We start from the raw sequence: 24,620 nt of genomic DNA, 5'->3' as shown, positions 1-24,620 counted from the left end.
TCCTTGCGCTAACTCGCGGAGGAATATAGGGAAGGCCGGCCGCCGCATTCGTTCCGCGGCGGCGGGAAAACAGAGTCCGCTTACGGGCAACGCAGGTTCCACGAAGAGCCTGTGATAATAAAAACTGGAGTCGATAAGTATGACCAACATCACGAAGAAAACGCTCATTGCCGCCGGCGTCATCGCCGCGCTGGGCATCACAGCAACCACCTCCGCCTTTGCCGCCGACGTTCCTGCCGGCGTGCAACTGGCCGACAAGCAAGAAATTGTCAAAAATAACGGTTCCGAAGTGCAGTCGCTTGACCCGCATAAAATCGAGGGCGTGCCGGAAAACAACGTCACCCGCGATCTGATGGAAGGCTTGGCGAACAACAGCCCGGACGGTTCCATCGTGCCGGGCGTCGCGGAAAGCTGGGATAACAAAGATTTCAAAGTCTGGACCTTCCACCTGCGTAAAGACGCCAAATGGTCCAACGGCAAGCCGGTGACGGCGCAAGATTTCGTCTACAGCTGGCAGCGCGTAGTGGATCCGAAAACTGCATCGCCTTACGCCAGCTACCTGCAGTACGCCCATGTGGAAAACGTCGATGACATCATCGCCGGTAAAAAAGACAAGTCGACGCTGGGCGTGAAGGCCATCGACGACCACACCTTCCAGGTGACCCTGAGCGAGCCGGTGCCTTATCTGGTTGAAATGACCCCACACTACGCCATGAAGCCGGTTTACAAAGACGCGGTGGAGAAGTTTGGCGAGAAGTGGACGCTGCCAGCCAACTACGTCAGCAACGGCGCTTACAAACTGAAAGACTGGATTGTCAACGAACGCATCGTACTGGAACGCAACCCGGAATATTGGGATAACGCCAAAACCATCATCAATAAAGTGACGTTCCTGCCTATTTCATCGGAAGTGACCGACGTTAACCGCTACCGCACCGGCGAAATCGACATGACCTACAACAACATGCCGATCGAACTGTTCCAGAAGCTGAAGAAAGAGATCCCGAAAGAGGTGCATGTCGATCCTTACCTGTGCACCTACTACTACGAAATCAACAACCAGAAGGCGCCGTTCACCGATGCGCGCGTGCGTGAAGCGCTGAAGCTGGGCATGGACCGCGACATCATCGTCAACAAGGTGAAAAACCAGGGCGATCTGCCGGCCTATAGCTTTACGCCGCCATACACCGACGGCGCCAAGCTGACTCCGCCGGAGTGGTTCGGCTGGACGCAGGAAAAACGCAACGAAGTGGCGAAGAAACTGCTGGCGGAAGCCGGCTACGGCCCGGGCAAACCGCTGACCTTCTCCCTGCTGTACAACACCTCCGATCTGCACAAGAAGCTGGCGATCGCCGCCGCCTCCATCTGGAAGAAAAACCTGGGCGTGGACGTGAAGCTGGTGAACCAGGAGTGGAAAACCTTCCTGGATACCCGTCATCAGGGGACCTATGACGTGGCGCGCGCCGGCTGGTGCGCCGACTATAACGAGCCGAGCTCGTTCCTGAACATGATGCTGTCCGACAGCAGCAGTAACACCCCGCACTATAAGAGCGCCGAGTTCGACAAGCTGATGGCCAACGTGTTGACCGCGAAGAGCAAAGACGAGCGCGCCGATCTGTATCAGAAAGCGGAAGTTCAGCTGGATAAAGATTCCGCCATCGTTCCGCTGTATTACTATGTGAACGCCCGTTTGGTGAAACCTTACGTCGGTGGCTACACCGGCAAAGACCCGCTTGATAACGTGTACGACAAAAACCTGTACATCATCAAGCATTGATACGGTAAGAGCCGGCGGCGCATGCCGCCGGCCCATGTTGAGAATAATAAGCCGTCATCAGGCTGTCGCACAGGGTTAGGGCAATGCTTAAATTTATACTTCGTCGCTTATTGGAAGCGATCCCGACACTATTTATCCTTATCACCATCTCATTCTTCATGATGCGCCTGGCGCCCGGCAGTCCATTTACCGGGGAACGCGCATTGCCGCCGGAAGTTATGGCGAATATCGAAGCCAAATACCATTTGAACGACCCGATCTGGAAACAGTACGGTCATTATCTGGCGCAGCTTGCGCAGGGAGACTTCGGCCCGTCCTTTAAATACAAGGACTATTCGGTCAACGATCTGGTCGCCAGCTCTTTCCCGGTTTCCGCCAAACTCGGCCTGGCCGCGTTTCTGCTGGCGGTGGTGCTGGGCGTGAGCGCCGGCGTGATCGCCGCGTTGAATCAGAACACCAAATGGGACTACACGGTGATGGGGTTCGCCATGACCGGGGTGGTGATACCCAGTTTCGTGGTGGCGCCGCTGTTGGTGCTGATCTTCGCCATCACGTTGAAATGGCTGCCGGGCGGCGGCTGGAACGGCGGCGCGCCTAAGTTCATCATCTTGCCGATGGTGGCGCTGTCTCTGGCCTATATCGCCAGCATCGCCCGTATCACGCGCGGCTCGATGATTGAAGTGCTGCACTCCAACTTCATTCGCACCGCGCGCGCTAAAGGCTTGCCGATGCGCCGTATCATTTTCCGCCACGCGCTGAAGCCGGCGCTGTTGCCGGTGCTGTCCTATATGGGCCCAGCGTTCGTCGGGATCATCACCGGTTCGATGGTGATCGAAACCATCTACGGCCTGCCGGGGATCGGCCAGCTGTTCGTTAACGGCGCGCTGAACCGCGACTACTCCCTGGTGTTGAGCCTGACCATTCTGGTGGGCGCTCTGACCATTCTGTTCAACGCGATCGTCGATGTGCTGTATGCGGTCATCGATCCGAAAATCCGTTATTAATCTGGAGCACGCGAATGATGTTGACTAAAAAGAACAGCGAAGCTCTGGAACACTTCAGCGAGAAGCTGGAAGTGGAAGGACGCAGCCTGTGGCAAGACGCGCGCCGGCGCTTTATGCATAACCGTGCGGCGGTCAGCAGCCTGTTCATCCTGGTGTTGATCACGCTGTTTGTGGTGCTGGCGCCGATGCTGTCGCAATTTGCCTACGACGATACCGATTGGGCGATGATGTCCGCCGCGCCAAGCCTGGAATCGGGGCACTATTTCGGCACCGATTCCTCCGGGCGCGACCTGCTGGTGCGCGTGGCGATTGGCGGGCGTATCTCGCTGATGGTCGGCGTGGCGGCGGCGCTGGTGGCGGTGATCGTCGGCACCCTGTACGGCGCGATGTCCGGTTATCTGGGCGGCAAGATCGACTCGGTGATGATGCGTCTGCTGGAGATCCTCAACTCCTTCCCGTTCATGTTCTTCGTGATCCTGCTGGTGACCTTCTTCGGCCAGAATATCCTGTTGATCTTCGTGGCGATCGGTATGGTGTCGTGGCTGGATATGGCGCGTATCGTGCGCGGCCAAACGCTCGGTCTCAAGCGTAAGGAGTTCATCGAAGCGGCGCTGGTGTGCGGTGTCTCCACGCGCAACATCGTGCTGCGGCATATCGTGCCTAACGTGCTCGGCGTGGTAGTGGTGTACGCGTCGCTGCTGGTGCCGAGCATGATCCTGTTCGAGTCCTTCCTCAGCTTCCTGGGGTTGGGCACGCAGGAGCCGCTGAGCAGCTGGGGCGCATTGCTCAGCGACGGCGCTAACTCAATGGAAGTTTCACCGTGGTTGCTGCTGTTCCCGGCGGGTTTCCTGGTAGTCACTCTGTTCTGTTTCAACTTTATCGGCGATGGCCTGCGTGACGCCCTCGACCCGAAAGATCGTTAAGGAGTGCAACCATGAGCACCATTGAACATCCTCAACTACAAACCGGCGCCGGCGTCAAAACGTCGCCGCTGCTGGACGTGAAAGACCTGCGCGTCACGTTTTCCACGCCGGACGGCGACGTGACGGCGGTAAACGATCTGACCTTCGATCTGCGCGCCGGCGAAACGCTGGGCATCGTCGGTGAATCTGGCTCAGGCAAATCGCAGACCGCGTTCGCCCTGATGGGGCTGCTGGCGAGCAATGGCCGCATCGGCGGCTCGGCCAAATTCAACGGCCGCGAGATCCTCAACCTGCCGGAAAATCAGCTTAACAAGCTGCGGGCCGAGGAGATCTCGATGATCTTCCAGGACCCGATGACCTCGCTCAACCCTTATATGCGCGTTGGCGAACAGCTGATGGAAGTGCTGATGCTGCATAAGAAACTGAGCAAAAGCGAAGCCTTCGAAGAGTCGGTCCGCATGCTCGACGCGGTGAAAATGCCGGAGGCGCGCAAGCGCATGCGCATGTACCCGCACGAGTTTTCCGGCGGTATGCGCCAGCGCGTGATGATCGCCATGGCGTTGCTGTGCCGGCCGAAGCTGCTGATCGCCGACGAGCCGACCACCGCGCTGGACGTGACCGTCCAGGCGCAGATCATGACGCTGCTCAACGAGCTGAAGCGCGAGTTCAACACCGCCATCATCATGATCACCCACGACCTGGGCGTGGTGGCCGGCATCTGCAACAAGGTGCTGGTGATGTACGCCGGCCGCACCATGGAATACGGCAGCGCGCGCGAGGTGTTCTACCAGCCGAGCCATCCGTACTCCATTGGTCTGTTGAATGCGGTGCCGCGTCTCGACGCCGAAGGCGAAGCGTTGTTGACCATTCCTGGCAACCCGCCGAACCTACTGCGGTTGCCGAAAGGCTGCCCGTTCCAGCCGCGCTGCCCGTACGCCATGGAACAGTGCGCGAGCGCTCCGCCGTTGGAGCAATTTGGGGAAGGGCGCCTGCGCGCCTGCTTTAAACCGGTGGAGGCGTTGGTATGACAGCGGTAACCGACAAGAAAGTGCTGCTCGAAGTCGCCGATCTGAAAGTGCACTTCGACATTCATGACGACAAACAGTGGTTCTGGCAGCCGCCGAAAACCCTGAAGGCGGTCGATGGCGTCACGCTGCGGCTGTTCGAGGGGGAAACCCTGGGCGTGGTTGGCGAATCCGGCTGCGGCAAATCCACCTTCGCGCGCGCCATCATCGGCCTGGTGAAGGCCACCAGCGGGCGCGTCGCCTGGCTGGGCAAAGATCTGCTGGGCATGAGCGACGCCGACTGGCGTAAAACCCGCAGCGATATCCAGATGATCTTCCAGGATCCGCTGGCTTCGCTCAACCCGCGCATGACCATCGGCGAGATCATCGCCGAGCCGCTGCGCACCTACTACCCGAAAATGCCGCGTCAGGAAGTGAAGGACAAGGTCAAGGCGATGATGCTGAAGGTCGGCCTGTTGCCTAACCTGATCAACCGCTACCCGCACGAGTTCTCCGGCGGTCAGTGCCAGCGTATCGGCATCGCGCGCGCGCTGATCCTCGAACCGAAGCTGGTGATCTGCGACGAGCCGGTCTCCGCGTTGGACGTGTCGATTCAGGCGCAGGTGGTGAACCTGTTGCAGCAGCTGCAGCGCGAGATGGGGCTGTCATTGATCTTTATCGCCCACGATTTGGCGGTGGTGAAGCACATTTCCGATCGCGTGCTGGTGATGTACCTGGGCCATGCGGTGGAGCTGGGCACCTATGACGAGGTGTATCACAACCCACAGCACCCTTACACCAAAGCGCTGATGTCGGCGGTGCCGATCCCGGATCCGGACAAGGAGAAGGAAAAACAGATCCAGCTGTTGGAAGGGGAGCTGCCTTCGCCGATCAACCCGCCGACCGGCTGCGTGTTCCGCACCCGCTGCCCGATCGCCGGGCCGGAGTGCGCCAAGACGCGTCCGCTGCTGGAGGGCAGCTTCCGCCACGCGGTATCCTGCCTGAAGGTCGATCCGCTGTAATGCGCCGCTAGCCGGCAACAAAAAGCCCCGCTGAATAAGCGGGGCTTTTTTATCCGATGCGCTGGCGGCGAATCACTCTTTCCACAGAATATGGCACAGCTTGTGGTCTTTCTCGCGGCAGATCAGCACGCGGGCGAACACGTCGTTGATTGGCTCGCCGTCGCTGTCCGCCAGACCGATCACCACTTCGGCGAAGAAGTCTGGGTTCAGATCGTAGTCCACGTGCTCGCTCCAGTCTTCGGAGGGATCGTACAGTTCTGCGCCGCCGCGCTCTTCAAACTGCAGATTGAACAGCAGAATATCCGCCGGATCCAGATTGTCGCCGGCCAATTCGAGAAAGATGTCGTAGGCCTGTTCCAGCGTTTCGTCTTCGGTAAGGCGGTTATTCAAATCCATAAAAAAATCCTGATAACAAATGATTTGGCGCTATTAAAGCACGCTCGCTGCGGCTTTTACAGCAGCGGGCTGAAAAAGTAGAACAGGCGCTCAACCAGGCGATGCCAGAACGGCCGCTTCAGCCACTCTTTGGCGTTCAGCAACTGGGAACGGGCGATGTAATCTTCCTGCACGCAGGCCAGATCGCTGCCGAAGCCGTCGTCGTCGATCACCAGGGTGATTTCGAAATTCAGCCACAGGCTGCGCATATCCAGATTGACGGTGCCGACCAGGCTAAGCTGGCCGTCAACCAGCACACTCTTGGTGTGCAGCAGACCGCCTTCGAACTGATAAATCTTCACTCCGGCTTCCAGCAGCTCGGAGAAGAACGCGCGGCTGGCCCAGCGCACCATCATCGAATCGTTGTCGCGCGGCACGATGATGCTGACCTCGACGCCGCGCAGAGCGGCGGTGCAGATGGCGTGCAGCAGATCGTCGCTCGGCACGAAGTACGGCGTGGTCATGATCAGCTGCTCGCGCGCGGAATAAACCGCGGTTAGCAGCGCCTGGTGGATCATTTCCTCGGGGAAGCCGGGGCCGGAGGCGATCACCTGAATGGTGTGGCCGCTTTCCTGCTCGAACGGCATGATGTTGACGTCCGGCGGCGGCGGCAGAATGCGCTTGCCGGTTTCAATTTCCCAGTCGCAGGCATAGACGATGCCCATGGTGGTGGCCACCGGGCCTTCCATGCGCGCCATCAGATCGATCCATTGGCCGACGCCCGCATCCTGTTTGAAGTAGCGCGGATCGACCATGTTCATGCTGCCGGTATAGGCGATATAGTTGTCGATCAGCACCACTTTGCGGTGCTGACGCAGATCCATGCGGCGCAGGAACACGCGCAAGAGGTTGACCTTCAACGCTTCGACCACTTCGATGCCGGCGTTGCGCATCATCGCCGGGTAGGGGCTGCGGAAAAATTGCAGGCTGCCGGCGGAGTCCAGCATCAGGCGGCAGTGTACGCCGCGCCGGGCGGCGGCCATCAGCGATTCGGCCACCTGATCGACCAGGCCGCCGGGCTGCCAGATATAGAACACCATTTCGATGTTGTGGCGCGCCAGCTCGATGTCGCGGATCAGCGCTTTCAGCGTGTCGTCGGTGGTGGTGAGCAGCTGCAGCTGGTTGCCCTTGACGCCGTCGATGCCCTGGCGGCGGTTGCACAGCTGGAACAGCGGTTCGGCGACTTTACTGTATTCGGTGGCGAAGATGCGACGGCTCTCTTTCAGTTCCTTCAGCCAGCGCGCGGTCGACGGCCACATGGCCTTGGCGCGCTCGGCCCGGCGCTTGCCCAGATGCAGCTCGCCGAACGATAAATAGGCCACGATGCCGAACAGCGGCAGAATATAGATAACCAGCAGCCAGGCCATGGCAGAGGGAACCGCACGGCGTTTCATCAAAATGCGCATCGTCACGCCGGCGATCAGCAGCCAGTAGCCGAACACCATGAGCCAACTGATTACGGTATAAAATGTTGTCATAAAGGCGAAAAATCCCGTTCGCAAACCACCAATGATGAGTGTACGCACAGATCGGGCAAGGCGAAACCTTTTATCGGCGCTTATGTTACATAAATATGATGAAGTTAAGGCACTTGCCGAAATTGAAAGGGGGGCTTTTGCCGGTGCGACGTCCGGTATGTTGCCGATAACGGCGGCTTGGATCACGGGCGGAAAGGGCTATAATGCCCGCGGTTGGCATTAGACGAACGAGTGACGGAATTATGAGACGCAGTAGAAATGAAGTGGGCCGTTGGCGCATGTTGCGACAGAGCCAACGTCGCCGGCATCGCTGGCTGGAACGCCAGTCGTGCAGCAATCGCCATATTATCCGGGTGCGGCGCCGCCTGGACGATCAGCATCGGCGTGCGTTGCTGTTTGCGGTATCCTGCGAGTGGTAAAACGAAAACAGTCCCGAGAGGGACTGTTTTGTTATGGCGTCAGGGTTATTTGCCGAGGTAGGCGTTGAGCATCCAGACCTGTTTTTCCTGCTCTTTGATATAATCGCTCATCAATGACGCGGTGCCTTCGTCGCCGGCGTCTGCCGCTACCGTCAGCAGTTCACGCTGCTGCTGCAGCAAGATTGAATACCCTTCCAACAGGCCGCGCAGCGTGCCCTTATCATCGGTCACGTTGGTGTGTTCCTTGATGTCGGCGGTTTTCAGATAGTCGCTGAAAGCGTGACGCGGCTGCGAGCCCAGCGTCAGGATACGTTCCGCCAGCTCATCCACCTTGGTCAGCAGATCGTTGTAAGTTTCTTCGAATTTCGCGTGCAGCTCAAAGAACTGCGGGCCGGTAATATTCCAGTGATAGCCGCGCACGTTCATATACAGCACCTGATAATTCGCCAACAGCGCATTCAGCGCTTCGGCGAGTTTTGCCGATTGTTTACTGTCGAGGCCGATATGGGTTTTCGCTGCTTTCTTCGCCGTTGCCATAATAATCTTCTCCTGATTATTCGTTCCAAGGGTAGACAGAATCAATTTCCATAGCTGTTACAGTAACCGGATTTATCGCAGGGTTAAACACGATAACAGGCATCATTACCATCGCTTAAACCGATGAAGATAAATCCGTCGAGCAAATTGCCGAATCAGTTTACGCAGGATCCGCCGGCGAAAAAAGCCGCTTTTATCGGTTACTTGCGCAGCGCCAGTTTTACCACGCCGGCGCCCAGCGCCATTAACAGCGCGGCGGCGATCAGCACTGTAATAAAGGCGCGATCGAAGGCCAAACGCGCCAGCTGCGTCAGCTGCTGCGCGCGATCGGCCGCCATTCCGGCGGCCAGCCGCAGGGCTTCGTCGATACTGTCGTAGGCCAAATCGCTGACCGGCAGCGCCGCCGGCAGCGCCAGGCTGTGACTGTAGACCGCCGTCATCAACCCACCGAGCAGCGTCACGCCCAGCACGCCACCCAGCTCGTAGGAGACGTCTTCGATAGAGGCCGCCATGCCGGATTTCTCCTCCGGCGCGTTCAGCATGATGGCGGTGGACGCGGCGGTGATCACGCCGCCGAGGCCAAAGCCCACCAACGCCAGGCTCACCAGCTGCGGTGCCATGCTGCTTTGATACCACAGGGCGAGGCCGGCGATGCCGAAGGCGGTCAGGACGAAACCGCCGAGGATGATGCTGCGCTCACCGTAGCGCGGCAACAGTAAACCGGCCATTGGCCCCGCCAGCGCCGAGGCCAGCGGGATCGGCAAGATGAACAGCGCAGCCTGCAGCGGGCTGAGGCCGAGCACCAGCTGCAAGCGTTGGCTGAGCACCAGCTCGACGCCGATCAGGGCCACCATCGACAGCAACGCCACGCCGATGCCGCCGGCGAACAGCCGGTTGCGGAACAGGGAGAAATCGATCATCGGGTGAGCGCTGCGCTGCTGACGACGCACAAACAGCACCAGGAACAGGATGCCGATCAGGGCCGCTGCGAGCAACGCGCTGAGGTCAGGCGCCGGCTTGCTCAGTTCCTTCAGCGCATAGATAGCGCCGACCAGACCGATCATGATCTGCACCGAGCCGACGATATCGGCGGGGCGCGGGTTATCGCCGCCGCAGCGCGGGATCAGTTTCCACGCCAGCGGCCAGACCAGCAACACCACCGGTACGTTGATCAGGAACACCGATCCCCACCAGAAATACTCCAGCAGCAGGCCGCCGACCACCGGGCCGATGGCCGCGCCGCCGGAGGCCACCGAGGCCCAGATGCCGATCGCCAGCGCGCGTTCGCGTTCGTCGGTAAAGACGTGGCGCACGATGGACAGCGTGGCGGGCATCATCATTGCCGCGCCAACGGCGAGGAATACCCGCGCGGCGATCAGCCACTCGGCGGTGGGCGAGAAAGCGGCGCACAGCGAAGCGACGGCAAACACCGGCAGCCCGGCGAGAAACAGCCGCTTATGGCCGATGCGATCGCTCAGCATGCCGGCGCCGGGCAGTAGCCCGGCGACCACCAGCGGGTAGGCGTTGACGATCCAGAGTTTTTGCGAGGCGCTGGCGTCCAGCGCCTGGGTTAAGCGTGGCAGAGCGGTATAGAGCACCGTCATGTCGATAACAATCAGGAACAGGGCGCTGGCGACCATTGTCAGGATTAACCAGCGGTTCTTGGCGTACATAAGTCATAATCCAGTTAACGTGGGCGGCGCGAAGGCGCCGCCATTGTGGTAACCCTCCGGCGATGCCGGGTGGTATACTGGCAATAATATATATCCATACGTTCGTATTGAAAAGAAGGGTTTCTTAATGGGACGTCAACGCAGCATCGATCGCGACAAGGTTTTGGACACCGCCGAAGAGATCGTCGCCACCCAGGGCGCCGCCGGCTTGACCATTGACGCTGTCGCCAAAGCGATGGGGATCTCCAAGGGCGGGGTGCAGTACTGTTTCGGCAGCAAAGACGCCCTGATTGATGCCATGTTCGATCGCTGGGGCAGTGCCTATGAGACGCTGTTCGCCGCTATCGCCGGTGACGATCCTTCGCCACAGACCGGCGTGCGGGCGCATATGCTGGCGACGCAAAGCTCGGATCAGACCGCCAGCGCCAAGGCCGCCGGGCTAATGGCGACGCTGATTCAAACGCCGGAGCATCTGGTGAGCACGCGTGAATGGTATCGCAGCCGCATCGCCGGTTTGGATTTGACGACGGAAGAAGGCAAGCGCGCGCGGCTGGCGTTTCTCGCCACCGAAGGCGCCTTTATGCTGCGTTACTTTGGTTTGATGGATATCGACCAGACGGAATGGGAAACGATGTTCACCGATATGCAGGCGTTGATTTTAACTGAGGGTGCCTATCGCACTGATAGCTAGTAAAGCCCGCAGTGAAAGGCGTATGTTTATCGCACAAGATATTCCCTCGAAGAACTTTTTAGCCAGCCACTCCGTGCTGGCTTTTTTTTGCCTGCGGCAAGCTTCGGAGCAAAGGCCCCCTGCGTGCAGGGGGCTCCGGACATTACTTGCGCGCGTCCAACAGTTGCTGGGCATTCTCTGCGGTAACGACGGTCCACGGAATGTAGTAATGCTTCTGCGTGCCGCCCTCCCATTTCAGATCCTTGGCATACTGCTTCCAGATGTCCGACTGTGGTTGATAGCTTTCACCTTTCACGGCGCGCAGCGCGACGTCGATGGAACCCTGCATCTGGCCTTTGGCATCTTGCAGAATAGAGACCATTTCGCCGGCCTGCACCGCATGAATCGCGTCGGAGACGCCGTCAACGCCGGCAATCGCGAAGTCCTTCACATTCAGGCCGGCGCCTTTGATCGCTTCGATAGCGCCCAATGCCATCTCGTCGTTCTGGCCGATCACGCCGTTGATTTTACCCCGGTGCTTCTGCAGCCAGTTTTCCATCAGCGGCTGCGCTTCCGCGCGTGACCAGTTGGCCGTTTTGCGCTCAAGTACCGTGACCTGGCCGGCGCCGCACTCGGCAATCGCTTTATCGTTGCCCTTGCCGCGCTGGATCTCGCCGCTGCCGCCTTTCGGGCCTTCGATAATCACCACGTTCACCTTCTGGTTCTTGCAGTCGAGTTTGTCCAGGACGGCTTTGGCTTCCAGATACCCCCCCAACTCGTCATTAGACACCACTTCAGACGTCATCGCGTCCGTGTTCAGGCGCGCGTTGGTGACCACCACCGGGATTTTGGCTTCGTTGGCATTAGTGACGATATCGATATTGGCTTCAAAATCCATCGGGTTGACGATAATGGCATCGGCGCGCGTTTGGATAGCGGTGGCGGCCTGATCGTTTTGCACCGATGCATCATAACGCCCATCGTAGAAGGTCAGCACGGCTTCGCCGCTTTTCACCGCCGGGTGTTCCTTCCCGAACCTTTCCATCAATTGCACGAACTCGGCTTTGTTGCCGTACATCAATACCGCGATTTTTACCGGGGCGGCCTGAGCTGCCGACAGGCTACCGAGCATCATGGCAGAGGCAAACAACGCTATCTTGGTCTTATTCATGGTTTTCTCCTGGTAGAGTTGGGTCTGATGTTATTAATCGCGCTGTTGCTTACGCGATGGGTCGAGCAATACGGCAAGAACGATCAATGCGCCTTTGATAATTTGTTGGTAATACGATTGCACGCCGAGCAGATCGAGGCCGTTATTCATCACCCCGATAATTAGCACGCCGAAGAAGGTGCCGACCAGCGTACCGACGCCGCCGGCCATGCTGGTGCCACCGATCACCACCGCCGCGATGGCGTCCAGCTCATACCCTGCGCCGGCGTTGGTCTGCGCCGAACCGGTGCGTGCGGTGAGGATCAGGCCGGCGATGCCGGCCAGTGCGCCGCACAGCGTATACACCAGTATTTTGATGCGGGTGACGTTAATCCCCGAGGTGCGCGCGCTTTTCGGGTTGCCGCCGACGGCGTAGATGTAACGCCCGAAGAGGGTTTTATTCAGCACCAGCCAGGCGAGGGCGAACAGCACGATGAAGATGATGACGGGCACCGGAACGCCGCCGACATAGCCATTGCCTAACCAGCGGAAATCGCTGTTCAATTGCGATACTGGATTGCCGTTGGTGGTCAACATGGTTAACCCGCGCGCCGCGGAGAGCATGCCCATGGTGACGATAAACGGCTGCAGCCGATAACGGGCTAACACGGTGCCGTTCACCAGGCCGCAAACGATGCCGATGCCCAGCGCCACAATCAGCGGCGCCATGACGGCGGTCGCGGTGTCGCCGATAGCTAATCCGCTGTTGTTGGTGGCGAAACGGGCGGCGACGATCCCGCTTAACGCCAGCACCGAGCCCACGGAGAGATCGACGCCGGCCGTAATGATGACGAAGGTCATGCCGATCGCCAGAATGCCGTTGATCGAGACCTGGCGCAGGACGATCAGGGTGTTTTCATTGCTGAGAAAATAATTGCTGCTCCAGGCCCCTTGAGCGACCTGATATTCGCCAATCAGCGCCACGATCAGGCACAGGGCGAAAAAGGCGATGATAATGCCGTATTTGTGCATACGGCGCTTATTGCGGGTGAAAAATGAAATTCCTGGTGATAAGGAGTGGGCGCTGCTCATTTTTTTTCTCTCTCTGTTAAACCGCAAGTTTCATCAGTGCTGCCTGGGTCGCATCGGCTGCCGAAAGCTCGCCGGCCAACTGCCCGTCACGAAACACCAATATGCGATCGCTCATGCCGATAATTTCCGAAAGCTCGGAGGAAACCATGATGATCCCTTTGTTTTGCAAGGCGAACTCCGACATAAATCGGTAGATCTCTTTCTTGGCGCCGACGTCGATGCCGCGCGTCGGCTCGTCGAGCAGCAAAACCTCCGGATCCAGCAGCGCCCAACGGCCCAGCACCACTTTTTGCTGGTTGCCGCCGCTCAGGTTACCCACGGGTTGTTCGCCATCGTGGGTTTTAACGTTGAAGCGCTGGATCATGTCGCGGGTTCGCGCCTGCTCCCGTTTCTCGCTGACAAACCCCATCCGGCTGATGCCGGCAAAAGAGGCGATATTGATGTTTTCACTGACGGAACGGCACAGCACCAGGCCGGTTTCCTTGCGATCTTCCGTCACGTAGGCAATACCGCTGTCGATGGCCTTGCGCGGAGAATGGCGGTTCAGCGTCTTGTCACCCAAGCGGATCGTGCCGCTGTCGGCATGCTGAATGCCGAAGATAAGATCGAGAAACTCGCTGCGGCCCGAGCCCACCAGGCCGTAGATGCCCAGGATCTCACCGTGCTTCAGTTGCAGGCTGATATCTTTTATCTTGCTGCGCCAACACAGGTTGTTGACCTCCAGCAAGACCTCTTCACCGGGCTGATTGAATTTGGCGAACTCGCTGTCGTACTCGCCGCCAATAATGTGTTCGATCAGCTGCTCACGGGTAATGTCAGCGATATAGCCTTCATGGATATAGGCGCCGTCGCGGAAAATGGTGTAGCTGTCCGCGATTTGGAATATCTCTGACAAACGGTGGGAGACGTAGATAATGCCTTTACCTTTCGCCGCCAGCTGCTGAAGCGTCTGAAAGATTTTTTGCGCATCCTCCTCGCCAATCGCCGAGGTGGGTTCATCCATGATGATGATGTCGGCATTGGCATGCGACAGCGCTTTGGCGATCTCGACCAACTGCTGCTCGGCGACGCTCAGGTTGCGCATTTTCTCTCGGGCGTCGATCTTGAAATCGAGTTCCTTGAGCAAGCTGGTGGTGCGTTGATTGAGCGTCGCGAAGTCGACGAACCCCAGGCGCCTCGGCTCGCGGCCCAGCCAAATGTTTTCGGCCACCGTCAGATCCGGGATCGCGCTCAGTTCCTGCTGCACGATGGCGATGCCGGCGTTGAGGGCTTCCCGGGGATGATGAAATTCACAGCGTTGGCCATTGATAAAAATGTCGCCGCCATCGGGTTGAATAAAGCCCATCAGAATGCTGAGAAAGGTGGATTTACCCGCGCCGTTGCCGCCGCACAGGGCATGGATGGATCCACGCCGCAGGCAAAACTCCGCATTCTTGAGCGCCACGACCGGGCCAAAAGCTTTCCTGACGCCGCTGACCTCCAGCAGGTAGGCGGGCGCTTGCGTCTGGGGATCTCGCGTCACAGTTGCACCTCCGGATAGGTCTGCTGTAAGCGTTGCAGGTACCGTTGATAAAGCGTCTCGTATTGCGCCTGTCTGTCAGCATGTGGCCGTGTGCGCGTGGCCTCATCCAGCGCAACGAAACGCTGGCACAGTTCGGCCAGCAACGCGCCGGCGTTCCGCTGCGGATCGTCGGCCAACGTCGTCGCCCACATCGCCTGAATGGCGCCGCCCAGCGCGGCGGTCTCTTTGGCTTTCAGACAGACTACCGGGCACCCCATCACGTCCGCGACGATTTGTCGCCAGGCGGCGCTGCGGGCGCCGCCGCCGGTGAGGCGGATCTCGCGCGCTTCGATGCCCTGACGGCGAAACAGCTCGATGCCATAGCGCAACCCATACGTAGCGCTTTCGACTACCGCCAGGCAGAGATTGGCACGGGTAAAATTGTCGCTATCGAGGTTATGCAGACTGGCGCGCGCGTGGGGCAACGGCGGAACACGTTCGCCATTGAAGAACGGCAGCATCTCGACACCGCCTGCACCGGGCGCGGCCTGCGTCAACAAAGCGTTAAAGCCGGCAAGGTTTTCGTCCAGCAGCGTTTGTACCGCAGTGGTGGCCGAGGTGACATTCATGGTGCAAATCAATGGCAGCCACCCGTTGGTGCTGGAGCAGAAGCCGGCAATCATGTCCGACTCCGCCGCGACGGGGGCGGCAGACCAGCCGAATAGCGTGCCGGAGGTGCCCAGACTCAGGGTAAGGGTGCCGGCCTCGATGTTGCCGGAACCGATGGCCGCCATCATGTTGTCGCCGCCGCCGGTCGATACCCGAACTGCCGGGCCGAGGCCGAGTTTTTCCGCGGCGGCGGGGCGCACCGTGCCGATGCAGCATTCCGCGCTTTTGAGCGGCGGCAGGGCTTGCCACAGGCGGCCGCTGTCGTCGATGAGATCGACTGCGGTTTTGCTCCAGCGACGGGTGCGTACATCGAACAACCCGGTGCCGGAAGCGTCGCCATATTCCGCTACGCGCTCCCCGGTCAGCCAGAAGTTCAAATAATCATGAGGCAACAACACGGTGTGCAGTTTTGCCCAGAGCGCCGGATGGTGTGTCTTGAACCAAAGGATTTTTGACGCGGTATAACCGGTGGCGATCCGCAGGCCGAGTGTTTCCAGCGAGCCGTTGGCTCCGCCGAGCTGTTGCAGGAGCCGTTCGTTTTCCTCTGCGGTTTCGGTATCGCACCACAGCTTGACGCTGTGCAGCACGTTGCCGTCTGCGTCCAGTGGCACAAACCCATGTTGTTGGCCCGAGACCCCCAGAGCATGAATCTCCCGTGCATCAACGCCGGCGTTAGTCACGGCTTGGCGAAAAGCGATGACTAACGCCTCAATCCACCAGTCGGCCTCTTGTTCGCGCCGGCCATTGGCTTGGCTGATGAGACGGTGAGGGGCGTTGCCCTCACCGAGGATCACGCCCTGTGTGCTGTCGACAATCACGACTTTCGTGCCTTGCGTACCGCAGTCTATGCCAGCATAGAGCGCCATAGGATCACTCCATTTCCAGCATGATTTTGATGTCCGAGGCATGTCCTGCCGCCGCGCGCTCGAAAGCGGCTACGCTGTCGGAAAACTTGTAGGTTTGGCTTATCAACGGCTGGACGCGCAATTTGCCGCTGCTCAACAGCCGCAGCGTGCGCGGGTACATGTTGGCGTAGCGGAAAATGGTCTTGAAGGTGATTTCCTTGGCCTGCGCGGCGACGATATCTATCGGCGCGGCATCGATCGGCATGCCGACCAGTACGGCGGTCGCCCCGGGCGCCGCATGCTCGGCCAGCGTAGCGATAGCCGGTTTGGCGCCGCTGCATTCAAACACGACATCGGCGCCATTGCCGCTGGTGAGCGCGGCCACTTTCCCCGCCAGGTCGCCGGTTTTGATATTGACGGCGTGCAGCCCCTCATAACTGGCCGCCACGGCGAGTTTTTCGTCAAACAGGTCGCAGATAATGACGTCCGAACAGCCGCCCGCCAGCGCCGCGAGGGCGGTGACCACGCCGATCGGCCCGGCGCCGATCACCAGTGCGATATCGCCGGGTTTGATCCCGGCTTTGGTGGCCGCTTGCATGCCGATGGCTAAGGGTTCCACCATGGCGCCCTCAGCGAAACTGACGTTGTCCGGCAATTTGAACGTGAAGGCGGCGGGGTGGATGACGGTTTCGCGCAGGCAGCCGTGCACCGGTGGCGTCGCCCAGAAGCGAACGGCCGGGTCCAGGTTGTAAATCCCGGCGCGCGTCTGCGCCGAGTTGAGATCGGGAATGCCGGGCTCCATGCAAACGCGATCGCCGATGCTGAGGTGAGTGACGTTTTTACCGGTCGCGAGCACCACGCCGGAGGCTTCATGGCCGAGCACCATCGGGGCGTTAACCACGAACGGGCCAATGCGGCCATGTTGGTAATAGTGCACATCGCTGCCGCAGATGCCCACGGAATGAATTTTTATCTGCACATCATCGGGCCCCAGCGTTTCGGCAAGCTGGACGTCCTCGATAGCGATTTCCCCCGCTTTGGCCAACACTAATGCTTTCATATTGCCTCCTGGTGAATCATTTTTATGGTAACGGTATCATTTCAATGCGGCGATAGTGGGCTAAAGCGGGGGGTTAAACTGTGATCGATGTTGGAATTACTCGACGGGAGTTAATTTTGCTGGTGGGTTGTTATTCAATATAGGGATGAAGATCACAAAATCGGCGATGCAATGACGGTTTTAATATCAGCATGCTGATATCGATACCGTTACTTTGCAGGGGAAATGATGAACAAACAACAACGTGCCATAGCCGCTACGCTGGAATACTTGCGTGAGGCGGACATTGTTTTGACTGAGGAAGAACAGCAACGTATTGAAATTGCGACGTTTGGCTTGGCTGACTATCCCGTCTCAGGGCTGCAACTGCTGACCTATGTCAACTCACCTCGGTATTGCGCGAAAGAGCTGGTGCTGTTTCCTGGTCAGACTTGCCCGGAACATTTACATCCTCCCTTTGCCGGCACACCCGGCAAGCAAGAGACGTTCCGTTGCCGTTGGGGAGAGGTGTTTTTGTTTGTCGATGATGAAAACCTGACGCTTAATGATGCCGGCGGCGAACCGGTATGTCGGGTGCCAGAGGGCGCAGAACCTTGGTACACCTGCAATCGCTATATTCTCTTGCGGCCTGGCGAACAATACACCATCGCCCCCAATACCCGGCACTGGTTTCAGGCTGGAAAGCGGGGCGCAGTGGTGTCCGAGTTCTCTTCCGAGAGCCGTGACGAGCTGGATATCTTTACCGATCCCCGGATTAACCGCCTAGCAGGCGTAAACCATTAGCGCCACGATGAAAGTTCTGTCATGATGTTGCTAATGGTACAAAATGATACTTTAAGCTAAGGAGCTGCATTTGGCAGTGGGTCGAGGACGGAAAGCGACGCTGGCTAGCGTGGCCGCACAGGCAAACGTCAGTAAAATCACCGCGTCGCGGGCATTTTCACAGCCGGACAAGGTTCATCCGGAAACGCTGCGCCGCATTCGGGAGACGGCTGCCGAACTCGGTTATGTGGTCAATGCCGCGGCGCGCAACCTGCGGGCGAAAAGCAGCAGAACCATTGGCATCGTCAACCCGGATATGGCCAACCCGTTCTTTGGCGGCCTGACACGCCTGATGACGCTTGAAGCGCAAAAAATGGGGTACGACACCCTGGTGTTCGACTCCTATGAGTCTCAGGAAAGCGAAGACAGAATCATCGACAAACTGATTGGCTACAACGTCGATGCGATCATTCTCTCGGTCATTTCCAACGATCATCTGTACCAGCCTTCCTATCTAAAACGGTTGGAAACATTGAATATCCCGGTGGTGCTGATCGACCGGGAACTGGACAATCGCCACTGCAGCGGCGTGTATATCGATAACCTGGACTGCGGTCTCCAGGCGGGGCGCTGGCTTTTGGAACAGAAAGCGCAGCGGGTGGTGGTGGTGTCCGGACCGGAGAACTCCAACGTTGCACGGGACAGGGTCACAGGGCTGCAGGCGGCGTTGCAAGGGAAAGTGGCGTCGTTTGAAGTGCTGTATGCCGATTTCTTTATGGACGTCGCCTGGCAAGAGACGAGCCGCTGGCTGGCCAATCACCGCGCGCCGGACTTTTTCGTCGGCTGCAATAACCAGATCTCCCTGGGTATCATCAAGGCCTGTATCGAACATCGGCTGCCGTTGATGCAGGACGTGTCGCTGTTCAGCATCGATGAGGTTTCGCATGCCGAGATCTACGGTTTCCATTTCCCTTGCGTGTCGCATGATTTGCAAGAGATCGCCTGGCAAGCCTTGAATCTGGCGATCCGTCGTATTGCCGACCCCGAGATCAAGCCGGGCAAAGTGGTGGTGCGAGGAAAACTCGTCGCGTAACGTCATGTCTCTGCTTTTGTATGGGGGATAAAAGGAGCAGAAGGAGGCGTTACATCCAATAGACCGGTATGTTCGGTGGGCAACAGAACAACACTCCCGCTATTGATGCACGGTTCATTCGTTCATAGAGTTATATGGCTGTATATAAATACAGTGACTCTGTGAGGATAATATGATGAATACCTGCCCTGATATCGCTACGTTACGAAACACTCTTCCTGGCGCAGTCGGCGAATTGATCGCCGTGACCGCATACTACGGCGATTGGAATGCCGGCAATCGTCAACCCATCGGCGGCGGTATCTTCGTCGCCAAAGCACAATCGACACCGATGGATGATGGCGGGATGTTCATCCGCCCCAACGCCGCTTGGTTGTGGGTGCGCGTCCTGGACGTTGCCGGCACGGTGTCGCCTTATATGTTCGGCGCGAAAGGTGACGGTATTTCAGAGGATGCCGCTGCCATTCAAGCCGCTCACGATTATGCCAGTTCGCAGGCTGTATCCAGCGGTTCACGCGTATTGAAAAACGGGAATCTGCAGTTCGGGAGCGGGCAATTTAAATGTACGGAAACGCTGAAGCTGGATTTGAAAACCGTCGATTACGATTTCTCCGGCGCCTTGCTGGATTTTAGCGCCATGACACAGGGCAACGCCACCGACCGTAAAGTCGCGATTCAATGGCAAAACAACGCCGGTTATACCCAGGGCAATCTCAGCGTGAAAAATTTGCGTATGATTGGCCCTGGCGCCAATTCATTTGTCGATGGCATGACGTTTTCTACTTCGCTCTCGGCAAGCTATGGCCGCAATTCGCTGACCTTTATCGGCGGTGGGATCGAAGGTTTTGCCTATGGCATAACCGGCACTACCGATTTCTACTTCCTGCGTATGTATGGCTTTAGTTTCAATCACTGCGACATTTGCTATTACTTCCCCGACAATACTTCCAATTCCGGTGAAGAGATGAATTTCCACAGCTGCATTTTCGCTCAGAGCAATTGCGGTGTGAAATTACAGGGGGGCTACAGCTATTTCTTAAACTGTTCCTTTGATTACATTTACGGTAAGAACGGGCCGCAAACCTCCTCCAGCCATGTCGGAAAGTATATGCATATCGAGGGTGGGCAGCATATTTTCCGCGATTGTCACGTTGAAGGCTATGGCCCACAAAATTACATCCTGAACATTCCTGATGCTAAACGTTGCAAGGTCAACATTATCGGCGGTCTGTTTACCTTCAAAGCCGGCGGTAGCCCAACGGCCTATCCGACAACCTCTAACCCATTCTATGTGGGTGATTTGGCGCGAGTGGTATTTGATAAAGTCAATATCGGTCAGATGCAACAAGGTGGTGACACCAACGTCAGTGGTTGGATTGATGGCACGGGTTCTGTCTCTTTGCGTAATACGCAATTGCCTATCGCCTGGCCTTATCTGTTAACTCAGGTGCGAACCGATACCGCCGTACAGGACAATTGGCTGGATGGCACGACGTATAGCAACGGTAGCGACAAATGGACTGAGGAAGTTTGGGTTCTGCCGCCGGGAGGCGTTAATACGGTACGCAAATCTCGCTACGGGTGGGGGACGACTAACAGCACCAATTTCAGCCTTATCCGCCAGGCCGATTTCGTTTCATTGGGTCGCAACGCGGCCGCTGGTAATGGCCTGTTCCAGGCGGTGCTGGGAACCCTCAGCCTGAAAGGCTACGGCAGCGTTATTCACCATGTTCGCGCCAACACTTACGCGGGTGATGGGCAACGCTGCCAGGTCAAAATCCTATGGGCGAAACTGCGCGAATATGGTCCGCAACAAGACGTTGAACCCCAAATTCTCAAGCAGCAAACCGGTCACGTTTACACCTATCAATTTAGCGGCAATGAATCTGATCTGAAGAGCGTTATCATCCCAGGCCAAATGCAGGGCTATCCGACACAGCCTCCCGCCTTCGAGCGAGCGCCGGACTGGGCTACGCACGCTTTCTTGCTTATTGACGTCACCGAAATGAAAAGCAACTTTGACCTGCGTATTACGGACGTTTACCTGCGACAGGTCTGACGCAGTTTCCCAACATTGACCGGTTCACGACATGTCGCACATCCCGTTATTACGAGGGGTGTGCGACATTGAGGACGCAGCGTTTTGCGCGGCTGTCGCTGGCCTGCGTGAAGCACAACGTGAAAGAACCGCATAAAACCCACTTGGGCTAACCGAAATCCGGGGGCCGGAATGGAGTCTCTTGCCCGTTACTGAATGAGGACGGATCTTCAGTCCGCACCCAGCCCAAACAGCGCAGCCGCATTGCGATCCAAAATGGCGTTCACGTCTTCCTCCGGCAATCCCGCGCGCCGGATGTAGTCCACCGTGGTTTGAAACAGTTCGCCCGGCTGAAACGGGAAATCGGTGCCGAACAACAGCTGCTCTGCGCCGAACGTCGCTGCTGCCGCTTGCAGTGCGGGCACCTGATCGTGGCCTACCGTGTCGTACCACATGCGCAGGGCGGCGCGGCTTGGCGGTTCCGGCGTGTTCGGCGCCTCCCACGCGACGGTTTGATCGAGACGTTCCAGCGTCATCGGCAGCAGGCCGCCCAGGTGCGGCACAATGATTTTCATCTCAGGAAAGCGTTGGGGGATGCCGTTGAGGATAAAGTGCATGGCGGCGACCGTGTCTTCGATCGGCGCGCCGATCGACCAGGTCAAGGCGTAATCGGCGATGAGCGGCGAGTGCGCGCCGCGGCCGGCGGGATGAATGGCCAGCACGCTGCGGCGGCGATTGAGTTCCTGATAGAGCGGCTCGAACAGCGGATTGGCGATAGACAGCCCGAGCACTGAGGTGGTAATGCAGGCGCCCAGCATATCGAGCTGGGTAAAGGCCCTTTCAAGCTCGCGTAACGCAGCGTCGATATGCGGCAGCGGCAAAGGATAGCCCGGAAGCGAGTGGGATAACGCGCTACCAGCTCCGCATATTCATCATTGATCCGGCGCGCGGCCTCTACGGCGGCCTGTTCGTCTTCCAGATGCGGCGACAGCGGCGTCGCAGACAGGATTTGCATGTCGATGCCGGCGTTGTCCAGCAGGGCGAAACGCGCGTCGAGTTCGCGTTCGGTGCGGCCGGCGCCCAGGTGCCGATAGGCGGCAACGTCGTGTACGCCATGCGCTTGCAAAAGATCCAGATACTCCGTGCTCCACAGGTGAGCGTGTACGTCGAGTCGCATCGGTCGATCTCCAGAGTTCGCGGCGATGCCGCTGGTTCAGGAGAGTATAGGCAGGCGGCGTTATGTCCCCTGGCGAGAGAGCATTTTTTCTACCGACGGGTTAGGGTGAGAGCACGCATTGATCCGGGAACGGTGCTCCGTTCCCGATCAGGCAGCGCGCAGCAGGTCAGAACACCTGTTTGAACGGCTTCACCGTCACGTCGGCATAGACGCCGGCGGCGATATAGGGATCCTGCTGCGCCCAGGCCTGGGCTTGTGCCAGCGAGGCGAATTCGGCGATCACCGTTGAACCGGTAAAGCCGGCGGCGCCGGGATCGTTGCTGTCGATGGCCGGGTTAGGGCCGGCGACCACCAGGCGGCCGGCGTCGCGCAGCGCCTGCAGGCGCGCCAGGTGTGCCGGGCGCACCGCCAGACGGTTTTCCAGCGAGTTGGGGACGTCTTGCGCGTAGATCAGATAAAGCATGTTTCACCTTTAAAATCATGGCTATAAAACGGTGCTACCAAGGTAGCGCAAAAGGCACGGCAGGGGAACGGTACGCGGCGAATTTCCCCGCGGATTGGCGCTTATGCCTTGAAGCCGCTACTTTTTATTCGTATAGTGCGGCGCGCTTAAACTGATATGCCATTGAGGTGAGGACATGACGGAACTGGTAAGGGAAAAACTCGATTTGCCGGCGGGCAAAAGTAAACTGCTGCTGCACTCTTGCTGCGCGCCCTGTTCCGGCGAAGTGATGGAAGCGATCCAGGCGTCCGGGATCGAGTACGCCATTTTCTTCTATAACCCCAACATTCACCCGCAAAAAGAGTATCTGCTGCGCAAGGAAGAGAACATCCGTTTCGCCGAGCAGCACGGGGTGCCGATTATCGATGCCGATTACGACACCGACAACTGGTTCGCCCGCGCCAAGGGGATGGAGAATGAGCCGGAGCGCGGTATCCGCTGCACCATGTGTTTCGACATGCGTTTCGAGCGCACGGCGCTGTATGCGCATGAGCATGGTTATGACACTATCTCCAGCTCGCTGGGTATCTCGCGCTGGAAGAATATGCAGCAGATCACCGACTGCGGCATCCGGGCGGCGGAAAAGTATCCCGATCTGGTGTACTGGGATTACAACTGGCGCAAGAAGGGCGGTTCGTCGCGCATGATAGAGATCAGCAAGCGCGAACGCTTCTATCAGCAGGAATACTGCGGCTGCGTCTATTCGCTGCGCGACACCAACCTGCACCGTAAGGCGCAAGGGCGACCGCTGATCAAACTGGGCGTGCTTTACTATGGTGATGAAGAATAGCGCTGACTCACCGCAATTAACCCGCTCCGGCGGGTTTTTTACTTTTTGACGCCTGGCCAAACGTTAATGAAGCGTGTCGCCCCGGCGGTAAAAAAGCAACGGCCAGGTTAATATCCTTATGAGTTTGCTGGTTTTAGCCGCGCATACTGACGATTAAAGCGATAGTTTGCCTTTCGTTATTGAATATGATTGCTATTTGCATTTAAACTTGGCGAACCAGAGGAAACAGAATCATTATGCCGCTAAAAAAGATGTTCCTTAATCGCCGTATATCCGTGCCTTTCGTCTTGTCCGTAGGCCTGCACAGCGCCCTGGTGGCGGGATTGCTTTACGCTTCGGTAAACGAAGTAGTGGAGCTGCCGAAGCCAGAGGACGCGCCGATCAGCGTCATGATGGTCAATACCGCCGCGATGGCCGAACCGCCTCCGCCGGCGCCGGCCGAGCCGGAGCCGCCGCAGGTCGAACCTGAGCCGGAGCCAGAACCGGAACCTATTGTGGAGCCGCCGCCGAAGGCGATCGTGAAGCCGGAGCCGGTCAAGCCGAAACCAAAACCTAAGCCGAAGCCAAAGGTCGAAAAACAGGTTAAACCGGAGCCGAAAAAAGTCGAGCCGCGCGAACCGTCGCCGTTCGACAACGATTCCCCGGCCAAGCCGATCGACAAAGCGCCGGTGAAACAGGCGCCTGCCGCGCCGGTGCAGGGCAATTCGCGCGAGGTCGGGCCAAGGCCGATCAGCCGCGCCAATCCGCTCTATCCGCCGCGGGCTCAGGCTTTGCAGATCGAAGGCAACGTGCGGGTACAGTTCGATATCGACAGCGACGGGCGCGTCAGCAACGTGCGTATCTTGTCGGCCGAACCGCGCAACATGTTTGAGCGTGAAGTGAAGCAGGCGATGCGTAAATGGCGTTATGAAGCCAAAGAAGCGAAAGATCGCACCGTCACAATCCGCTTCAAGCTGAACGGCACGACCGAATTGAACTGAGGTCGGTCAACACCAAAAA

23 protein-coding genes are annotated in these 24,620 nt (G+C 58.2%); 12 read left to right on the top strand and 11 right to left on the bottom strand.

The window, feature by feature from the left end:
* The first annotated feature begins 139 nt into the window (after nt 1-139).
* The 5 genes from oppA to oppF all read left to right on the top strand — a co-directional run bounded on the left by oppA (nt 140) and on the right by oppF (nt 5,730).
* Nucleotides 140-1,777: an oligopeptide ABC transporter substrate-binding protein OppA gene (gene oppA / locus GUC32_RS13390; protein WP_025303074.1), complete on the top strand. Its 1,638-nt coding sequence runs from the start codon at nt 140-142 to the stop codon at nt 1,775-1,777.
* 83 nt (nt 1,778-1,860) lie between these two features.
* Nucleotides 1,861-2,781 (top strand): oligopeptide ABC transporter permease OppB, encoded by a 921-nt coding sequence (gene oppB / locus GUC32_RS13385; RefSeq protein WP_004932150.1) that lies wholly within the window; start codon nt 1,861-1,863, stop codon nt 2,779-2,781.
* Between the two features lie 14 nt (nt 2,782-2,795).
* On the top strand, nt 2,796-3,704 hold the full coding sequence (gene oppC, locus GUC32_RS13380; protein ID WP_025303073.1) for an oligopeptide ABC transporter permease OppC: 909 nt from the start codon (nt 2,796-2,798) through the stop codon (nt 3,702-3,704).
* Nucleotides 3,705-3,715: 11 nt separating this feature from the next.
* Complete coding sequence (locus GUC32_RS13375) at nt 3,716-4,732, top strand: ABC transporter ATP-binding protein (protein WP_025303072.1); 1,017 nt, start codon at nt 3,716-3,718, stop codon at nt 4,730-4,732.
* Nucleotides 4,729-5,730 (top strand): murein tripeptide/oligopeptide ABC transporter ATP binding protein OppF, encoded by a 1,002-nt coding sequence (oppF, locus tag GUC32_RS13370; protein WP_025303071.1) that lies wholly within the window; start codon nt 4,729-4,731, stop codon nt 5,728-5,730. Before GUC32_RS13375 ends, oppF begins: the two co-directional genes overlap by 4 nt.
* A gap of 72 nt (nt 5,731-5,802) precedes the next feature.
* Here oppF and GUC32_RS13365 read toward each other — a convergent pair whose 3' ends face one another.
* Both GUC32_RS13365 and cls read right to left on the bottom strand, forming a co-directional pair.
* The gene (locus GUC32_RS13365) at nt 5,803-6,126 is read right to left on the bottom strand and encodes an HI1450 family dsDNA-mimic protein (RefSeq protein WP_004932139.1); all 324 of its coding nucleotides are present in this window, start codon (nt 6,124-6,126) and stop codon (nt 5,803-5,805) included.
* A gap of 56 nt (nt 6,127-6,182) precedes the next feature.
* Nucleotides 6,183-7,643 (bottom strand): cardiolipin synthase, encoded by a 1,461-nt coding sequence (cls, locus tag GUC32_RS13360; protein WP_025303070.1) that lies wholly within the window; start codon nt 7,641-7,643, stop codon nt 6,183-6,185.
* 242 nt (nt 7,644-7,885) lie between these two features.
* Here cls and GUC32_RS13355 point away from each other — a divergent pair, with 242 nt between their 5' ends.
* Nucleotides 7,886-8,062, top strand: a complete 177-nt coding sequence (locus GUC32_RS13355) for a YciY family protein (RefSeq protein ID WP_025159792.1) — start codon at nt 7,886-7,888, stop codon at nt 8,060-8,062.
* Between the two features lie 45 nt (nt 8,063-8,107).
* Here GUC32_RS13355 and GUC32_RS13350 read toward each other — a convergent pair whose 3' ends face one another.
* Nucleotides 8,108-8,599, bottom strand: a complete 492-nt coding sequence (locus GUC32_RS13350; protein WP_004932132.1) for a Dps family protein — start codon at nt 8,597-8,599, stop codon at nt 8,108-8,110.
* Between the two features lie 200 nt (nt 8,600-8,799).
* Complete coding sequence (gene smfY, locus GUC32_RS13345) at nt 8,800-10,272, bottom strand: multidrug efflux MFS transporter SmfY (RefSeq protein WP_025303068.1); 1,473 nt, start codon at nt 10,270-10,272, stop codon at nt 8,800-8,802.
* Nucleotides 10,273-10,399: 127 nt separating this feature from the next.
* On the opposite strand from smfY, the gene GUC32_RS13340 reads away from it, so the two are divergent.
* Complete coding sequence (locus tag GUC32_RS13340; RefSeq protein ID WP_197812520.1) at nt 10,400-10,963, top strand: TetR/AcrR family transcriptional regulator; 564 nt, start codon at nt 10,400-10,402, stop codon at nt 10,961-10,963.
* A 142-nt stretch (nt 10,964-11,105) separates the two neighbouring features.
* Here the strand turns inward: GUC32_RS13340 and GUC32_RS13335 are convergent, their stop codons facing one another.
* Genes GUC32_RS13335 through GUC32_RS13315 form a run of 5 tightly spaced genes read right to left on the bottom strand, consistent with a single transcriptional unit; the run spans nt 11,106 to nt 17,259 of the window.
* Nucleotides 11,106-12,113 carry a substrate-binding domain-containing protein gene (locus GUC32_RS13335; protein ID WP_164106195.1) on the bottom strand — a complete coding sequence of 336 codons (1,008 nt, stop codon included), beginning with the start codon at nt 12,111-12,113 and terminating at the stop codon, nt 11,106-11,108.
* A gap of 33 nt (nt 12,114-12,146) precedes the next feature.
* A complete protein-coding gene (locus GUC32_RS13330; RefSeq protein WP_015378083.1) occupies nt 12,147-13,184 on the bottom strand; it encodes an ABC transporter permease in 1,038 nt (345 codons plus the stop codon).
* 16 nt (nt 13,185-13,200) lie between these two features.
* Entirely contained in the window at nt 13,201-14,706 is a 1,506-nt protein-coding gene (locus GUC32_RS13325; protein ID WP_060433196.1) for a sugar ABC transporter ATP-binding protein, read from the bottom strand.
* Nucleotides 14,703-16,220, bottom strand: a complete 1,518-nt coding sequence (gene xylB, locus GUC32_RS13320; protein ID WP_369435270.1) for a xylulokinase — start codon at nt 16,218-16,220, stop codon at nt 14,703-14,705. The genes GUC32_RS13325 and xylB overlap by 4 nt, the downstream gene beginning before the upstream one ends.
* Nucleotides 16,221-16,224: 4 nt before the next feature.
* A complete protein-coding gene (locus tag GUC32_RS13315; protein WP_319868842.1) occupies nt 16,225-17,259 on the bottom strand; it encodes an NAD(P)-dependent alcohol dehydrogenase in 1,035 nt (344 codons plus the stop codon).
* Nucleotides 17,260-17,487: 228 nt separating this feature from the next.
* Here GUC32_RS13315 and GUC32_RS13310 point away from each other — a divergent pair, with 228 nt between their 5' ends.
* From GUC32_RS13310 to GUC32_RS13300, 3 genes are all read left to right on the top strand, one after another.
* Nucleotides 17,488-18,042 (top strand): D-lyxose/D-mannose family sugar isomerase, encoded by a 555-nt coding sequence (locus GUC32_RS13310; protein WP_025303061.1) that lies wholly within the window; start codon nt 17,488-17,490, stop codon nt 18,040-18,042.
* Nucleotides 18,043-18,112: 70 nt separating this feature from the next.
* On the top strand, nt 18,113-19,114 hold the full coding sequence (locus GUC32_RS13305) for a LacI family DNA-binding transcriptional regulator (RefSeq protein WP_025303060.1): 1,002 nt from the start codon (nt 18,113-18,115) through the stop codon (nt 19,112-19,114).
* A 172-nt stretch (nt 19,115-19,286) separates the two neighbouring features.
* Nucleotides 19,287-21,173 (top strand): hypothetical protein, encoded by a 1,887-nt coding sequence (locus tag GUC32_RS13300; RefSeq protein ID WP_080433021.1) that lies wholly within the window; start codon nt 19,287-19,289, stop codon nt 21,171-21,173.
* Nucleotides 21,174-21,382: 209 nt separating this feature from the next.
* Here the strand turns inward: GUC32_RS13300 and GUC32_RS13295 are convergent, their stop codons facing one another.
* Both GUC32_RS13295 and GUC32_RS13290 read right to left on the bottom strand, forming a co-directional pair.
* Complete coding sequence (locus tag GUC32_RS13295) at nt 21,383-22,033, bottom strand: amidohydrolase family protein (protein WP_369435269.1); 651 nt, start codon at nt 22,031-22,033, stop codon at nt 21,383-21,385.
* A gap of 462 nt (nt 22,034-22,495) precedes the next feature.
* Nucleotides 22,496-22,792 carry a YciI family protein gene (locus tag GUC32_RS13290; RefSeq protein WP_060433188.1) on the bottom strand — a complete coding sequence of 99 codons (297 nt, stop codon included), beginning with the start codon at nt 22,790-22,792 and terminating at the stop codon, nt 22,496-22,498.
* Between the two features lie 175 nt (nt 22,793-22,967).
* Here GUC32_RS13290 and GUC32_RS13285 point away from each other — a divergent pair, with 175 nt between their 5' ends.
* A complete protein-coding gene (locus tag GUC32_RS13285) occupies nt 22,968-23,621 on the top strand; it encodes an epoxyqueuosine reductase QueH (RefSeq protein ID WP_025303057.1) in 654 nt (217 codons plus the stop codon).
* Nucleotides 23,622-23,857: 236 nt separating this feature from the next.
* Nucleotides 23,858-24,601 carry a TonB system transport protein TonB gene (gene tonB, locus GUC32_RS13280; RefSeq protein ID WP_060447752.1) on the top strand — a complete coding sequence of 248 codons (744 nt, stop codon included), beginning with the start codon at nt 23,858-23,860 and terminating at the stop codon, nt 24,599-24,601.
* Nucleotides 24,602-24,620: the final 19 nt, after the last annotated feature.

The organism is Serratia sp. NGAS9, assembly GCF_009905295.1.
Classification (GTDB): domain Bacteria; phylum Pseudomonadota; class Gammaproteobacteria; order Enterobacterales; family Enterobacteriaceae; genus Serratia; species Serratia bockelmannii.
Note: the sequence above shows the minus strand (reverse complement) of the source record. Positions and strands in the feature narration are given on the sequence as shown.

Bases quoted from the DNA above. Each gene is read 5' to 3' on its own strand.
- oppA (WP_025303074.1), top strand. From the start codon at position 140: ATGACCAACATCACGAAGAAAACGCTCATTGCCGCCGGCGTCATCGCC.
- oppB (WP_004932150.1), top strand. From the start codon at position 1,861: ATGCTTAAATTTATACTTCGTCGCTTATTGGAAGCGATCCCGACACTA.
- oppC (WP_025303073.1), top strand. From the start codon at position 2,796: ATGATGTTGACTAAAAAGAACAGCGAAGCTCTGGAACACTTCAGCGAG.
- GUC32_RS13375 (WP_025303072.1), top strand. From the start codon at position 3,716: ATGAGCACCATTGAACATCCTCAACTACAAACCGGCGCCGGCGTCAAA.
- oppF (WP_025303071.1), top strand. From the start codon at position 4,729: ATGACAGCGGTAACCGACAAGAAAGTGCTGCTCGAAGTCGCCGATCTG.
- GUC32_RS13365 (WP_004932139.1), bottom strand. From the start codon at position 6,126: ATGGATTTGAATAACCGCCTTACCGAAGACGAAACGCTGGAACAGGCC.
- cls (WP_025303070.1), bottom strand. From the start codon at position 7,643: ATGACAACATTTTATACCGTAATCAGTTGGCTCATGGTGTTCGGCTAC.
- GUC32_RS13355 (WP_025159792.1), top strand. From the start codon at position 7,886: ATGAGACGCAGTAGAAATGAAGTGGGCCGTTGGCGCATGTTGCGACAG.
- GUC32_RS13350 (WP_004932132.1), bottom strand. From the start codon at position 8,599: ATGGCAACGGCGAAGAAAGCAGCGAAAACCCATATCGGCCTCGACAGT.
- smfY (WP_025303068.1), bottom strand. From the start codon at position 10,272: ATGTACGCCAAGAACCGCTGGTTAATCCTGACAATGGTCGCCAGCGCC.
- GUC32_RS13340 (WP_197812520.1), top strand. From the start codon at position 10,400: ATGGGACGTCAACGCAGCATCGATCGCGACAAGGTTTTGGACACCGCC.
- GUC32_RS13335 (WP_164106195.1), bottom strand. From the start codon at position 12,113: ATGAATAAGACCAAGATAGCGTTGTTTGCCTCTGCCATGATGCTCGGT.
- GUC32_RS13330 (WP_015378083.1), bottom strand. From the start codon at position 13,184: ATGAGCAGCGCCCACTCCTTATCACCAGGAATTTCATTTTTCACCCGC.
- xylB (WP_369435270.1), bottom strand. From the start codon at position 16,220: ATGGCGCTCTATGCTGGCATAGACTGCGGTACGCAAGGCACGAAAGTC.
- GUC32_RS13315 (WP_319868842.1), bottom strand. From the start codon at position 17,259: ATGAAAGCATTAGTGTTGGCCAAAGCGGGGGAAATCGCTATCGAGGAC.
- GUC32_RS13310 (WP_025303061.1), top strand. From the start codon at position 17,488: ATGAACAAACAACAACGTGCCATAGCCGCTACGCTGGAATACTTGCGT.
- GUC32_RS13300 (WP_080433021.1), top strand. From the start codon at position 19,287: ATGATGAATACCTGCCCTGATATCGCTACGTTACGAAACACTCTTCCT.
- GUC32_RS13290 (WP_060433188.1), bottom strand. From the start codon at position 22,792: ATGCTTTATCTGATCTACGCGCAAGACGTCCCCAACTCGCTGGAAAAC.
- GUC32_RS13285 (WP_025303057.1), top strand. From the start codon at position 22,968: ATGACGGAACTGGTAAGGGAAAAACTCGATTTGCCGGCGGGCAAAAGT.
- tonB (WP_060447752.1), top strand. From the start codon at position 23,858: ATGCCGCTAAAAAAGATGTTCCTTAATCGCCGTATATCCGTGCCTTTC.